General features: G+C 52.5%; 13 protein-coding genes. 6 read left to right on the top strand and 7 right to left on the bottom strand.

Annotation, left to right across the window (positions count from 1 at the left end):
* Positions 1-2 precede the first annotated feature (2 nt).
* The 4 genes from pqiA to rmf all read left to right on the top strand — a co-directional run bounded on the left by pqiA (position 3) and on the right by rmf (position 3,911).
* A complete protein-coding gene (gene pqiA / locus IFU29_RS06865) occupies positions 3-1,268 on the top strand; it encodes a membrane integrity-associated transporter subunit PqiA (RefSeq protein WP_191933268.1) in 1,266 nt (421 codons plus the stop codon).
* A complete protein-coding gene (gene pqiB / locus IFU29_RS06860; protein ID WP_191933267.1) occupies positions 1,265-2,908 on the top strand; it encodes an intermembrane transport protein PqiB in 1,644 nt (547 codons plus the stop codon). Before pqiA ends, pqiB begins: the two co-directional genes overlap by 4 nt.
* On the top strand, positions 2,905-3,465 hold the full coding sequence (pqiC, locus tag IFU29_RS06855; RefSeq protein WP_191933266.1) for a membrane integrity-associated transporter subunit PqiC: 561 nt from the start codon (positions 2,905-2,907) through the stop codon (positions 3,463-3,465). The genes pqiB and pqiC overlap by 4 nt, the downstream gene beginning before the upstream one ends.
* A 278-nt stretch (positions 3,466-3,743) precedes the next feature.
* Positions 3,744-3,911 carry a ribosome modulation factor gene (gene rmf / locus IFU29_RS06850; protein WP_072277417.1) on the top strand — a complete coding sequence of 56 codons (168 nt, stop codon included), beginning with the start codon at positions 3,744-3,746 and terminating at the stop codon, positions 3,909-3,911.
* 114 nt (positions 3,912-4,025) lie between these two features.
* Here the strand turns inward: rmf and fabA are convergent, their stop codons facing one another.
* Positions 4,026-4,544: a bifunctional 3-hydroxydecanoyl-ACP dehydratase/trans-2-decenoyl-ACP isomerase gene (gene fabA / locus IFU29_RS06845; RefSeq protein ID WP_062743839.1), complete on the bottom strand. Its 519-nt coding sequence runs from the start codon at positions 4,542-4,544 to the stop codon at positions 4,026-4,028.
* Between the two features lie 68 nt (positions 4,545-4,612).
* Positions 4,613-6,442 carry an AAA family ATPase gene (locus IFU29_RS06840; protein ID WP_191933650.1) on the bottom strand — a complete coding sequence of 610 codons (1,830 nt, stop codon included), beginning with the start codon at positions 6,440-6,442 and terminating at the stop codon, positions 4,613-4,615.
* A gap of 112 nt (positions 6,443-6,554) precedes the next feature.
* Between IFU29_RS06840 and matP the strand changes: the two genes are divergently transcribed.
* Positions 6,555-7,010, top strand: coding sequence for a macrodomain Ter protein MatP (matP, locus tag IFU29_RS06835; protein WP_191933265.1), 456 nt, complete (start codon positions 6,555-6,557; stop codon positions 7,008-7,010).
* Positions 7,011-7,100: 90 nt separating this feature from the next.
* Here the strand turns inward: matP and ompA are convergent, their stop codons facing one another.
* The 3 genes from ompA to IFU29_RS06820 all read right to left on the bottom strand — a co-directional run bounded on the left by ompA (position 7,101) and on the right by IFU29_RS06820 (position 9,397).
* Positions 7,101-8,168: a porin OmpA gene (gene ompA / locus IFU29_RS06830; protein ID WP_062743837.1), complete on the bottom strand. Its 1,068-nt coding sequence runs from the start codon at positions 8,166-8,168 to the stop codon at positions 7,101-7,103.
* 349 nt (positions 8,169-8,517) lie between these two features.
* Complete coding sequence (gene sulA, locus IFU29_RS06825) at positions 8,518-9,024, bottom strand: SOS-induced cell division inhibitor SulA (RefSeq protein WP_191933264.1); 507 nt, start codon at positions 9,022-9,024, stop codon at positions 8,518-8,520.
* Positions 9,025-9,190: 166 nt separating this feature from the next.
* Positions 9,191-9,397, bottom strand: coding sequence for a hypothetical protein (locus IFU29_RS06820; protein ID WP_191933263.1), 207 nt, complete (start codon positions 9,395-9,397; stop codon positions 9,191-9,193).
* Between the two features lie 638 nt (positions 9,398-10,035).
* Here IFU29_RS06820 and IFU29_RS06815 point away from each other — a divergent pair.
* Positions 10,036-10,665 (top strand): TfoX/Sxy family DNA transformation protein, encoded by a 630-nt coding sequence (locus tag IFU29_RS06815; RefSeq protein ID WP_191933262.1) that lies wholly within the window; start codon positions 10,036-10,038, stop codon positions 10,663-10,665.
* Here the strand turns inward: IFU29_RS06815 and yccS are convergent.
* A complete protein-coding gene (yccS, locus tag IFU29_RS06810) occupies positions 10,662-12,803 on the bottom strand; it encodes a YccS family putative transporter (protein WP_191933261.1) in 2,142 nt (713 codons plus the stop codon). The genes IFU29_RS06815 and yccS overlap by 4 nt on opposite strands.
* 9 nt (positions 12,804-12,812) lie before the next feature.
* The gene (locus IFU29_RS06805; RefSeq protein ID WP_062743832.1) at positions 12,813-13,259 is read right to left on the bottom strand and encodes a YccF domain-containing protein; all 447 of its coding nucleotides are present in this window, start codon (positions 13,257-13,259) and stop codon (positions 12,813-12,815) included.
* Positions 13,260-13,349: the final 90 nt, after the last annotated feature.

Here is a 13,349-nt window from a genome sequence, read left to right as displayed (position 1 = left end):
GTATGTGTTCGTCGCACCATGCGCATCAATGGATGCTCTGTCCGCAGTGTGATCTGATGACCCAGTTGCCAGATATCAGCCCGGGGAGCAGAGCAAGCTGCCCGCGCTGTCATACCACACTTCAGTCTAACTGGGTTGAGCCGCGCAAGCGGCCAACGGCTTATGCGCTGGCAGCGCTCTTTATGCTGCTACTGGCGAACCTGTTTCCTTTCGTCAATATGCAGGTTGCCGGACTGAGCAGCGAAATTACCCTGGCAAAGATACCGCAGGTAATGGTTTCCGATGACTACAGCAGTCTGGCGACCCTGTTTTTGCTGTTTGTGCAGGGGGTGCCAGCCTTATGTATGCTGATGATCCTGCTGCTGGTCAATGATATCCGGCTGCCGCTGGGGCTGAAACGCGTCATGGCCCGGGTGTTATTCCAACTAAAAACCTGGGGGATGGCGGAAATCTTCCTCGCAGGTGTGCTGGTGAGTTTCGTTAAACTCATGGCTTACGGCGATATTGGTATTGGCACCAGCTTTATCCCCTGGTGTCTTTTCTGTGTCTTACAGCTCAGAGCCTTTCAATGTATCGACCGTCGCACGTTGTGGCTGCAGGTTGCCCCACTGCCCGCGCTACCCGCAGTCCCGCAGGCGGGGATTAGTGGTTTGCGTCAGGGATTGCGCTCCTGTCGTTGCTGTACGGCGGTGCTGGCCAGCGATGTGCTGGCATGCCCTCGCTGCGGCGTTGATGGCCATGCGCGACGCAGGCACAGCTTACAGTGGACGATGGCCTTACTGATCACCTCGATTCTGCTGTATATCCCGGCCAACGTCATGCCAATTATGGTTACCGAGGCATTGGGGAACAAAATGAACTCCACCATCATGGCGGGGGTGATCATCCTGTGGGGTGATGGGTCCTATCCGGTAGCGCTGGTGATTTTTATCGCCAGTATTATGGTTCCCTCGCTGAAAATGCTGGCGATAGGCTGGCTTTGCTGGCACGCCAACGGCCGGGACAACAACCGGTATGACAGCGACAGAATGCACAAGATTTATGAAGTGGTTGAGTTCGTCGGGCGCTGGTCAATGATTGACGTCTTTGTTATCGCCGTCCTGTCGGCGCTGGTGCGCATGGGCCAATTAATGAGTATTTATCCTGCTAACGGCGCGGTGCTGTTTGCCCTGGTGGTTATCCTGACGATGTTTGCTGCCATGACCTTTGACCCGCGTCTTACCTGGGATCGGATACAAGAAAAGAGTACTGAGGAGCCTGAAAAGTGACGGACAATAACCACGGCGTAGCCACGGTAGATAAGATTAAACGCTGGTCGCCGGTGTGGATCATTCCCATCGTCACCGTGTTGATCGGTGCATGGATTTTGTTTTACCACTTCAGCCATCAGGGGCCGCTGGTGACGTTAATCACCACCAACGCGGAAGGGATTGTGGGCGGTAAAACCACCATTAAAAGCCGCAGCGTTGATGTTGGTGTGGTGGAGAGCGCCGTGCTGACGGACGATCTGCATCATGTTGAGATCAAAGCACGCCTCAATGCTGGCATGGAAAAACTGCTGCGCGAAGACAGTGCCTTCTGGGTGGTAAAACCGGCCATTGGCCGTGAAGGGGTCACCGGATTGGGAACGCTTCTCTCGGGTGCCTATATTGAGCTGCAGCCTGGCTCAAAAGGCGAAAAAGCCGGACAGTACCAACTGCTGGATGCGCCGCCGCTGGCACCACCTGATGCAAAGGGTATCCGTATTACGCTGGACAGTGAAAAGGCCGGACAGCTGAACGCGGGCGATCCGGTACTGTTTCGTGGATATCGCGTCGGAACCGTTGAAACCAGCGCCTTTGACGCAGATAAACGTATGATGACTTATCAGCTGTTTATTGCTGCGCCATACGATCGCCTGATCACCAGTAACGTTCGCTTCTGGAAGGATAGCGGGATTGCTGTCGACATGTCTGCCTCCGGAATGCGTGTTGAGATGGGTTCACTGACCACGCTGTTTAGCGGGGGTGTCAGCTTTGATGTTCCTGAAGGGTGGGAGCGCGGCGATTTGGCGCAAAACAAGGCGGAATACCGGCTGTTTAACGACCAGCGCAGCATCCAGGATTCCCTCTACAGCGTACACAAAGACTTCCTCCTGTTCTTCAATGATTCCATCCGTGGCCTGCAGAAAGGCGCGCCGGTGGAGTTCCGTGGCATTCGTCTGGGTACCGTTGCTGAAGTGCCGTTTACCATGCCTGGCATGGCTCAACGCCTGAACAATGATTACCGGATACCGGTGCTGATCCGCATTGAACCGGATCGTTTCCAGAAACAGTTGGGCAATGACTTTAACTTTGAGCAGCATCTGAAAGACGGCATAACTCATGGATTACGAGCCTCACTGAAGTCCGCTAACCTGCTGACGGGGTCGCTGTATGTTGATCTCGACTTCTACAGCAATGCCAAACCGGTGACGGGACCGTCAACTTTTGCTGACTATGCGCTGATCCCGACGATGACGGGCGGCCTGGCGCAGATCCAGCAGAAACTGATGGAGTCGCTGGATAAGATTAACAGCCTGCCACTCAATCCGCTGCTGAATGAAGCAACAGGGACGCTGAAAGAGAGCCAGCGTACGCTGCGCGAAATGCAGAAAACTCTGGATAATCTTAATCAGATCACCTCGAGTCAGTCGATGAAAGAGCTGCCTGCAGATATGCAAAGCACGCTGCGTGAGCTGAACCGAAGCATGAAAGGCTTCCAGCCTGGCTCCCCGGCTTACAATAAGATGGTGGGTGATATGCAGCGTCTCGATCAGGTCCTGCGTGAATTGCAGCCCGTATTGAAAACGCTTAACAGCAAGAGCAATGCGCTGGTCTTTGAAGCGAAACCCGGTCAGGACCCACAGCCGAAGAGGGCAAAACAATGATGAAATGGATACCCGTTGTGCTGGCACTGGGACTCAGTGCCTGCAGTAGTAGCCCTGAAACTGTTTATTATCAGCTGCCAGCGGCGGACAAAACGCTCGTCGCCAGCAGTAAGACGGTGAGTACACCGGTCTGGGTGGAACGTGTCTCTGTGCCAGACTATCTGGCCGGGAATGGCGTGGTGTACCAGAGCAATGATGTTCAGTACGTCATTGCCGCCAATAACCAGTGGGCGAGTCCACTGGATCAGCAGTTGCAGCAGACGCTGGTGACCAATCTGAGCACCAGCCTGCCCGCGGCGCTGATCTCCTCGTCGCCTCTCGGCCAGACGCACGATACGCTGAATGTGACCGTGACCGGTTTCCATGGCCGTTATGATGGTCATGCCATTATCAGCGGCGAGTGGATTCTCGAACATAACGGCAAACTGCAGAAACAGCCGTTCTCGCTGTCGTTACCGCAAAGTGAAGATGGTTACGACGGGTTAATAAGAACGCTGGCTAAAGGATGGCAGCAAATTGCGGGACAGGTCGCTAATGCGATTATTCGCGAACAATAAGTAAAAATTAACTAACGCACTAAGCCTTTGATAGTTGCAGAGCCCCACTTCTGCCGCATCAAAGGCTTTTTTTATGTAAATCAGCAGGGTGCGATAGATTTAGCTTCAGCTACCGTCATTTTCCGGCCCCGCCAGTGGGACAGCATGATGACAGTCGCATTAAATTTGCGCGTTGATCTTTATTCAAAGTCGCGGTAAAACTGAAGCGTGGTTGCACGAAACGTAACCACTGTTTTCTTTCCACCAGATTCCACCAGACAAAATGAGGGAAACGCGGCATGAAGAGACAGAAACGAGATCGCCTTGATCGGGCGCAGTCACGGGGTTATCACGCAGGCATTACAGGACGCTCAAAAGAGATGTGTCCGTATCAAATGCTCGATGCTCGATCTCACTGGTTGGGAGGTTGGCGACAAGCCATGGAGGACAGGTCAGTTACCGCGTAGCGGCCTGTTATTGAGAAGGAAAGACCTCCGCTGCTGCGGAGGTTTTCATTTAAACTGTTATCGTTCACGCCTCAGAAACACAGTCCTTCATGTGAACGAATCAGGTTAAAAGGATTAGAATGCGGTGGTGTCTTTAAACAGGCCCACTTTCAGGTCGGTAGCGGTATAAATCACGTTACCATCGACCAGCACTTCACCATCTGCCACGCCCATCACCAGTTTACGGTTAATAACGCGTTTGAAGTGAATGCGGTAGGACACTTTCTTCGCCGTTGGCAGAACCTGCCCGGTGAACTTCACTTCACCTACGCCCAGTGCGCGACCTTTACCTTCGGCACCCAACCAGCCAAGGTAGAAGCCGACCAGCTGCCACATGGCGTCAAGGCCGAGGCAGCCAGGCATGACCGGGTCATTGATAAAATGACAGCCGAAGAACCACAGATCCGGATTGATATCCAGTTCCGCTTCAACGAATCCTTTCCCGTAGTTACCGCCGTCTTCGGTCATCTTAACCACCCGGTCCATCATCAACATATTGCCGGCTGGCAATGGCGGGCCTTCTGCGCCAAATAATTCACCGCGACCAGAGGCAATCAGGTCTTCTTTTGTATAGGATTCGCGTTTATCTACCATAGTCTCAATAAGCCTTATTTTAATGAAGCACGGAGTTTAGCTTACACGTGTACGCCGGACAAGTCCGATCAGCCTGGAGTAAACCAGTTTAACCAGCGCAGGGGCCACGGGCGATGACGTGCATCCGGATGGAGCATCTGAGCAATCCGCTCCTGAATCGAACGGTGCAGGCAGGCGCCGGTTTCTTTATCCCACTCCATACCGGTTAGCAGAGGCAGCGCCTCATCGACGCTCGACACGGCCCAGAGGTGGAATTTACCTTCCCGCACGGCATCCACAACGTCCTGTTGCAGGGAGAGATGGCGTACGTTCGCTGCAGGGATGATCACCCCCTGAGAACCGGTTAACGTGCGCTGCTGACAGACATTGAAGAAGCCTTCAATTTTTTCATTCAGGCCGCCGACCGGCTGCACGCGACCAAACTGATCGACAGAGCCGGTGACCGCCAGCTGCTGATTGATGGGCTGTGAGGCGAGGGCGCTTATCAGAGCACACAGTTCTGCCAGCGAGGCGCTGTCACCATCGACTTCGGAATAGGACTGCTCGAAAACCAGCGAGGCAGAAAATGGCAGCTGCTGCTCAAGTTCCAGTTCAGCAATCAGCCAGGCCTGCATAATCATCATGCCTTTTGCATGAATATTTCCGCCCAGCTCGGCCTTGCGCTCCACGTCCATAAACTCACCGTCACCGGCGTGGACGACGCAGCTGATACGGGAGGGTTCGCCAAAAGCACGCGGGTGGCCAGGGAATTCCATAACGGACAGCGCATTGATCTGGCCGATCATTTCCCCTTCTGTTTCGATCAGGATCTGATCGAGCAGAATTTCATCGCGAATACGTTCCGGCAGGAAGCCTTCGCGCCATTCGCGAGTGCTGAGGGCATCCTGCAGATTCTGTGCTGAAATACGTTCATCTTCACTGTAGAGCGCAGCATCCTGAAGTTGCCGGCCCAGCCACTGAGGATCCAGGGGCAGCGTATCCTGATCGCCTGTATAGCGTGCAGCCTCACGGATCAGTACCGGCCAGAAATCGACATCAGGAACCGGATATTCCAGGCTGACAGCTACATTCTTCACCCACTGTATCCAGTGAATAAACTCTTCCTCATCGACCAGTTGGATATTATCTTCAAACTCGCTGTACAGTGACAGTGCGGCCAGTTCAGGCTCCATCTCCTGTAAATCAGCCAGCACATCGCGCTCGCCAATCAGCACCAGGCGAAACGCCATCGGCATGGAAGGGACAGCCAGAGGAAGAGGGCGGGTTTCATCCGGCGAATACCAGTCAAAACGCTGGTTCACCATGATCTGTTTCAAACGCAGCCAGAGTAAAGGCTGTGCCATCAGCGCACGCAAGGAGAGGATCAGCACTCCGCCATTGGCACGGTGTACCAGTCCCGGGGACAGGGTGATCCTCGACTGATGGACGCGCACGCAGCCAAAAAGCTGCTCTGCTTCGATCCATTCAGCCTGATGAATTCCCCCTTCGCTGGCGAAATTATCCGCAGCGCTCTGTGCCGGACGCCAGCTAATTGCATGGTCACTGATATCATAGTGACCCCCATAAAGCGCGGTGGGATCTTCTTCGCCAGCGATGGCGGAGAGAATGTTTTGCAGCAGGGCAAGGTATTCCGCGCTTTCGGGACTTTTGACCAGCATGAGCGGGACTTTAGCCGGCGTTTGCAGTAACAGGTTCAGCCCGTTAAACAGACGTGCCTGCACGGATGCAAAGCATTCTGTTTCGGAAGCTGGTGCCTGCGAGAGGAGATGCTGAAAGCGTTCTGTATCGGGCTGCAGGGCGCGCCACTCTAATCGGTTGTTGGTCAAAGTTATCGTATTTTTCTGAATGAATAAAAGCGGCATTATACAATATTTCAGCCTGTTAAGCACAGCAGACATGCACATCTGCGTCGCTTGCGTTAACATTACGATGAGTGTTCCTGTTTTGTTTACAGCCTGATGAAAAAAAGCTGTTATTCTTAACCTGTTATGTGGTCAGCATGAGATTCCGATGAAATATCAGCAGCTGGAAAATCTTGAAAGCGGATGGAAATGGAAATACCTGGTTAAAAAGCACCGCGAAGGTGAACTGATAACGCGTTACATTGAGTTAAGCGCAGCGCAGGCTGCCGTCGATGAATTGCTCGTGATGGAGAACCGACCGGTAGAGGTATTGAAATGGATTAGCCTGCACATCAATCCGGCGCTGGAAAACCGCATGAAGCAGACAATCCGTGCACGCCGCAAGCGTCATTTCAATGCTGAACACCAGCACACGCGAAAAAAGTCGATCGATTTAGAATATCTGGTATGGCAGCGCCTGGCGGGCCTCGCCCAGCGTCGTAACAGCACCTTGTCCGAAACCATCGTACAGCTCATTGAAGATGCCGAACGTAAAGAGCAGTACGCCAGCCAGATGTCGTCACTGAAGCAGGATCTGAAAGCCATTTTGGGTAAGCCCGAATAACGCCGTTTATTCAGGACAGGTTCTGATTGATTCGTTCTCTTCAGACAATAAAAAACCCCGCCGAAGCGGGGTTTTTTTTAACGAGATAACTTAAGCCTGTGGCTGAGTTACAACGTCTTTGATGCCTTTAACTTCGATTTCTACGCGACGGTCTGGCGCCAGGCAGTCGATCAGGGCATTACGGCCTTTCACGCTGTCACAGGTGCTGCCGGTAACAGGGTTAGATTTACCCTCGCCACGTGCAGAGATCTTGTTAGAAGGGATGCCTTTAGACACGAGGTAGTCTACTACAGACTGAGCGCGTTTTTCAGACAGTTTCTGGTTGTACTGCTCGGAACCGATACGGTCGGTGTAACCCAGCACGACAACAGAGCCATCTTTCGGATCCAGGTTGCTCAGCTGAGTGTACAGCTGATCCAGTGCCTGCTGACCTTCTGGCTTCAACGTTGCTTTGTTGAAGTTGAACAGAACGTCAGACTTCAGGGTGAAACGCTTGGTTTCAACAACTGGAGCTGGAGCCGGAGCTGGAGCAACAACTGGTGCTACTGCATCATCCTGACCGAAACGGTAGGAAACGCCAACACTCAGCATTGAGTTATCAGGACGTGCACCAACGGTACCTGCGTCACCGATGTTGTTAACCCACTGGTAGTCCAGACGGGTTGCCCAGTTTTTGGTCACTGCATATTCAACACCAACCGCGGCCAGTGGAGAAACACCGGTGTCGTGGTCGCTGATGCGAGTGCCGTTAGCGTTCTGGGTGGAGTCTGCACGCCATACCATACCGCCCAGACGGGTATAAACGTCCAGGTCATCCATTACTGGGTAGCTTAATTTAGCTGCCAGCTGAACGCCCTGTGCTTTGAAAGCACCGTTTACATTGTTGCCTTTGTTAGGCATACGGCCTAACCAGTCGTAACCCAGCTCGAAGCCCAGGTACTGGTTAGCCTGGTAACCACCGAACGCACCAGCACCAAGCTGGCTTTCATGCGATGGACCATCGTTATCTTGGTAACCGTTACCGTAGTAACCTTTGTCGTGGTACTGAGACCAGCCCAGTTTAGCACCGGTATACCAGGTGTCATCTTTAGGAGCGGCCTGCGCTACGGTAGCGAAGCCAGCCAGTGCCACTGCAATTGCGATAGCTGTCTTTTTCATTTTTGCGCCTCGTTATCATCCAAATAGGCAATGAGCTTTAATTTAGCTCTTTGGTTTAATCCTTCGCCGGGTTATGAAGCTCGATTATGACTCTTCCAAAAAATGGAGGTTATTGAGCACCCTGGCGAGCTAAAGTCTACAACGTACCAGCAAACTTACAAGTATGATGTGACGATGGTCAGCAAAAAAACAGGCTTTCATACACAATTTTTAACATTTCAGGGTGAATTCTTTGCCTCAAATGGGGTCTGAGAACGCAGCTAACCCATTGTCCCGCCGCGTCATAACATAATCAGGCGGTTATCTTGGCTCTGTGAGAGAAAAAGGCTGAGAAAAATCTCATTTTTACTTAATGATACAAAGTTGAGTGAATTCTTAGGCCATTTAATGGTCTGGTTGAAGGATAAATACTGCTTTCAGTACGCATAATGAGTCCTAACGCCTGGCCTGAACTGGCCGCTTCCTGCAATCTCATCCGGTCATTTTCTGACACGTCTTCTTCCAGCCATCCCAAAACCACACTGTAGTTACCCGTCTGCAACGCTTTGATCATTGCCTCTACCGTCGTGATTGCGCTGGAGTGAGAAGACTGCATCACTTTATCCAGCGGCAACCCGACACGCTGTAACCAGTCACGGCTCAATTTTTGCTGTGGGGTAAGCCAAAGCTGCCAGCGAGACTGCGTTCCCAGTTGCTGCAGCAGGGGCAACAGCAGCAATTGAGTCATATCAGGTTGATTCTCACTGTAGATCAGTTCGCTGATCAGGCCGTTAGCACATGGGGACGCCGCAGGGGCTGGCGTAGTAGCGTGCAGACTACGACGAACAGATTGAGATTTCAGAGAATGAGTACGCATAATGTCTTCGCTCACCAGTTGACTGTATGGATATACAGTATAGTCGCAGTGAGCAAAGATCAACCTTAATCTTGTTCTCCCATTGCTACGCACCTGAACGGTTCAGCGCCCGCCACGTGCTCTTTCTGCGGCGATCCTTTGCAGTTCTTTCACCCGACCAGCCTGTTCAGTGGGTGAGATGATGTTTGCGGGCGAAGGATTCTTCCCGATGTTCGTCAGGATTTTCTGCCGTATCAGCAAGGCCTGAATGGCTGTTGAAACTTCTGTGGTGGATAAGACTGTGTTCTGCCAGTGTCGCTTCCTGGCCCTGCGCAACAGAGGCCATAGCGAGAAGCAGGAAGAATAGCGTGATAATTTTTTCGTTCACTTTCATTGTTTCTCTCAGGTGAGCCAGTACGTTGTGACGATTACTATGCCTTCAGATTCGTCATGATTCGTCAGGCTAATTTAAACCCGTAGTCGGAACTGTGTGTATTAACAACGGATGTCACTCTTTTTATAACGCCGGCACGCCTGGGGGCAGATGCCCCTCCCCAATGAGGTATATTCCGCAGGTGATGAAGTAATAAAATTATACGATCGGTTAAGTTTTATGTAACGACCAGGACAGTGACGATTTATTTAACGCTTCTTAACAGAAAACCGCGTTAGTCAGTGCAGTCAGACATCAGTGCGGTATTTCATGGCATACGAATGATAATAGAGTATTTTGATATAACATATTGATCATTATGTTCATTTGATTTATTTATGTTAATTTTTGTTTTTTAAATTAATCAATCGATTAAGTGTCATGCTGGCTGGTCATCTGAATGCGATTGGCCAGCATAATAAATGACAGGATTTGACTCAGCCTGAGAAGTGATGTTTTTCGTAATGCCTCGCAAAAATGCAATGTTATCCACGGAATGTTGATATATTCATTGAACCTGTAATCAGGATTGCCTATTTTCTGTGATGTGGTTTACGTCGGTACAATGAGTTAATTCTGTAATAGTAGCAGGGGAGAATATGGATAATTCAAAGCGTAAAATAGCAGAAGCAAAAGAGCGGCTGGCTCCGCTGGGTGACGTTCAGTCCAGGACGCAGTTTGGTGGCTATTGTCTGGCCGTTGAAAAAACGGTATTTGCCGTGGTGGCTGAAGGCGAAATGTATCTGCGGGCCTGTGAACAGGTTCAGCCCTATATCGTTGAACGCAAAATGCAGCCGTTAAGCCTGAACAAGCGCGGTGTGCCGGTAGAACTGAACTATTATCGTGTCGATGGAGCACTGTGGTCTGACGACGAGCAACTGCTGGCGCTCTCGCATCTCTGCCTGCAGGGAGCGAGGCGTCAGCAGCAGGAGCGTCAGCGTAACCGCCGGCTGAAAGATTTACCCAATCTGGGGATAAGAATGGAGATGTTACTGCGGCAGGTCGGTATCACTACCGTTGACATGCTGATTCAGAAGGGGGCAAAACGCAGCTGGCTCCTCATACGTTCCTGTAATCAAAATCTCGGTTTACCCGTTTTATTTGCCTTACACGGGGCGATTGTCGGACGCCATCACGCTGCGCTCCCCCCGGAGGTCAAAGAGGAGCTGCGTGCCTGGTTCCACTACAACGTGGAACGGGAACAAAACAGACGGCACAAACAGAATTAGCCGCGCAGCAGGATCTGTTTTTTGAGGCGCGTAATCTCGGGTAAAAGAGCCACCAGTAATCCTACCTGCTGTAATACCAGTGGCTCTTTCGTATTGGCATCCGCGCGGTAGTTCTGAATACGCAAGGCCAGGCTGTCCATCATACGCCGGGCTTTTTCCTCATCGACAATGTCCACGTGCAGTACATCGTCAACGTAACAGGCAGCATCATCCAGCAGCTGCAGCATGGCATCGCTGTCCAGTTTTTCCCGGTGTGCTCCAAGCGCTGAAATATAACTCAGGAAGGAATGGTTAAGGCATAGAAGCCGGAATGCTGCCTCTCTCAGGGTCTGATCGGATTTATTTTCAACTGAGAGATTAGAAACAACCGAGGCCAGTTCAGCGTCACCGTTGTGGGCGTCACGGCGGGCGATACGATAATCCAGTCGGTTATCTTTCCCCTGGTGATACTGCACCAGAATCGCATCCAGATACCTGCAGTTTGCATTCAATGTGCGTTCCGCAACGGCAGGAAGCTGGCGGAAGCGCCAGTCAGGCCAGATAAATGCCACCGCCAGCCAGGCAATGCCACAGCCGATAAGCGTATCAATTATGCGTGGCAGGGCGACTTCAAAGCCTTCACCCAGAAGGTTGAAGCAGAGCAGCACCAGCAGCGTAATAAACATCGTGGCATGGGCGTACTGGACATTACGGAACGCAAAGAAAAGTACCCCGGTAACCACAATCAGTATCAGCTGACCTTCAATGGAAGGCACCAGCCAGAGTAGCGGCAGTCCGAGCACAATACCCGCCAGCGTACCGATAATACGCAAGGCCAGCCTGCGGCGCGTGGCGCTGTAGTTTGGCTGGCAGACAAACAGACTGGTGAGCAGGATCCAGTAACCATGCTGCAGGCCGGTCACCTGGATAAAAGCGTAACCGGTGCACAGCAGCAGTGACATCCTGACCGCATGACGAAACAGCGCAGACTCAGGGCTGAGATGACGGCTGAGGCGCAGGCGGACATCGCTCCAGCCCGTCAGACCCTCACTGGACAGCGTTTGATCGTGTTGTGAGCTTCTTTCTGCCAGTGCCTGCTCCGACTCGATCGTCGCCAGTTGGGCGTCAATCGCTTTCAGATTGTTGAGCAGGTATGACATGGCGTTAATTTCCGGGCTGTCCGGCTGTTGGCTGCTGATACGTTGCAGCGCAGTGTGCAGATTAACAAAGACCCGTTCGAAACGTGCGTCATGCTGATAGGGTTCACGCAGCAGGATCGCGCGCGAAAGGCGATGGCAGGCTTGTGCCTGCAACGAAAGCAGACGCTGGAAACGAAACAGGATGTCGCTCTCTCCCCATGCTTTACGCAGTGCATGGTACTGCACGTGGGAGGAACTGGCCCGTTCATGAATATCCTGGGCCACAAAATAGTAGTGCAGGGTGCGTTGTGTACCACGCTGGCCCCTGTCGCCGCGCAGACGCGACTGGATGGAGGCCTTAGCCTGATTAAGCAGGGCAACCAGCTGACTATTTGCCATAGCGACATCCACCAGCGTCTGGTGGTCGTCTCCTTCAATATCCGGATCAAACAGGCTGGCCTTGGCTTCCAGATAGCGGGCAAGCGCGGCAAAGCAGCGTGCAATATTCTCCTGCAGTGGCCGGATAGGGAACAGCAGATGGCCTGACAGGGTCAGCAGGTTATACCACACGGCTCCCAGCAGCAGCAGCGCAGGCTGAAGGTACCACTGCGGGAAAAGATTAATGCCCAGCATGGTGTAAATCGCTATCAGCAAAGCGCCAAAGGCGATAGTGGCATAGCGCGGGCCCAGCGATCCCAGCAGAATAAAGCCCCAACTGGAAACTGCCAGCCCGGCGACAAACAGCCAGGGATGCGGGAACAGCAGTTCAACAGAAACGGAGGCAATACAAAAGCAGATCAAAGTGATCAGCAGGTTTCGCAGTCGCCCGCTCAGGCGGTCATCAAGGTCAGCCAGCGCAGCGGCGACCACACCCAGCGTCAGGGGGATGGTCCAGGTGATCTGATCCAGCCACCAGGGTACGGCGGTGGTCCCGGCGAGTGCGAGCGTAATGCGAATATTATAGAGCCACGCGCTGTTCAAGGCGTGCCGGCGCAGACTGCCGATAAGAATTTTGCTCATGATGACGTTTTAGCGAAAGCGCGCGCGCGCATTGGCTTCACGAGCCGCCTGTGCGACTTCAACGGAAACCACCCGGCGACCGACAGGCCACAGTGCAATCGCGGCAATTTTAAAGTTGGCGATCCCTACCGGAATGCCAATGATGGTCAGGCATTGGGTTATCCCCGCCATAATGTGCATGACGCAAAGCCACCAGCCGAACAGCACCAGCCAGAAAATATTGAGTAACGTCCCGCCCGAGTTTAACAGCGCACTTTTCCCGGCAGGATTCAGCTCATCTACGTGGACGGCTTCATTGCCATAGGGGAACAGGGACAGTCGGGTAATTTCCCAGCATGAGCGGGTCAGGGGCAGGGTGAAAATAAAAATAATGCTCAACAGGGTGGCCACCAGCCAGGAGAAGGTCGTCAGGAACCCCCCCAGGACAAAATTAAGAACATTTAACACAGTGCGCATAACGCGTTTCCCCACGGCAGATAACGGTGATTAACCGACAATTCCTTGATTGTAACGTGTTTTAGCACTGGAGCGGTACACGACAGCCAG

Source organism: Erwinia persicina (genome assembly GCF_014838825.1).
Classification (GTDB): Bacteria; Pseudomonadota; Gammaproteobacteria; order Enterobacterales; family Enterobacteriaceae; genus Erwinia; species Erwinia persicina_A.
This window is presented reverse-complemented; position numbering and strand designations above follow the sequence as displayed.

Bases quoted from the DNA above. Each gene is read 5' to 3' on its own strand.
- IFU29_RS06840 (WP_191933650.1), bottom strand. From the start codon at position 6,442: ATGTCTGCTGTGCTTAACAGGCTGAAATATTGTATAATGCCGCTTTTA.
- IFU29_RS06815 (WP_191933262.1), top strand. From the start codon at position 10,036: ATGGATAATTCAAAGCGTAAAATAGCAGAAGCAAAAGAGCGGCTGGCT.
- yccS (WP_191933261.1), bottom strand. From the start codon at position 12,803: ATGAGCAAAATTCTTATCGGCAGTCTGCGCCGGCACGCCTTGAACAGC.
- sulA (WP_191933264.1), bottom strand. From the start codon at position 9,024: ATGCGTACTCATTCTCTGAAATCTCAATCTGTTCGTCGTAGTCTGCAC.
- fabA (WP_062743839.1), bottom strand. From the start codon at position 4,544: ATGGTAGATAAACGCGAATCCTATACAAAAGAAGACCTGATTGCCTCT.
- ompA (WP_062743837.1), bottom strand. From the start codon at position 8,168: ATGAAAAAGACAGCTATCGCAATTGCAGTGGCACTGGCTGGCTTCGCT.
- IFU29_RS06820 (WP_191933263.1), bottom strand. From the start codon at position 9,397: ATGAAAGTGAACGAAAAAATTATCACGCTATTCTTCCTGCTTCTCGCT.
- matP (WP_191933265.1), top strand. From the start codon at position 6,555: ATGAAATATCAGCAGCTGGAAAATCTTGAAAGCGGATGGAAATGGAAA.
- pqiC (WP_191933266.1), top strand. From the start codon at position 2,905: ATGATGAAATGGATACCCGTTGTGCTGGCACTGGGACTCAGTGCCTGC.
- pqiA (WP_191933268.1), top strand. From the start codon at position 3: ATGTGTTCGTCGCACCATGCGCATCAATGGATGCTCTGTCCGCAGTGT.
- rmf (WP_072277417.1), top strand. From the start codon at position 3,744: ATGAAGAGACAGAAACGAGATCGCCTTGATCGGGCGCAGTCACGGGGT.
- IFU29_RS06805 (WP_062743832.1), bottom strand. From the start codon at position 13,259: ATGCGCACTGTGTTAAATGTTCTTAATTTTGTCCTGGGGGGGTTCCTG.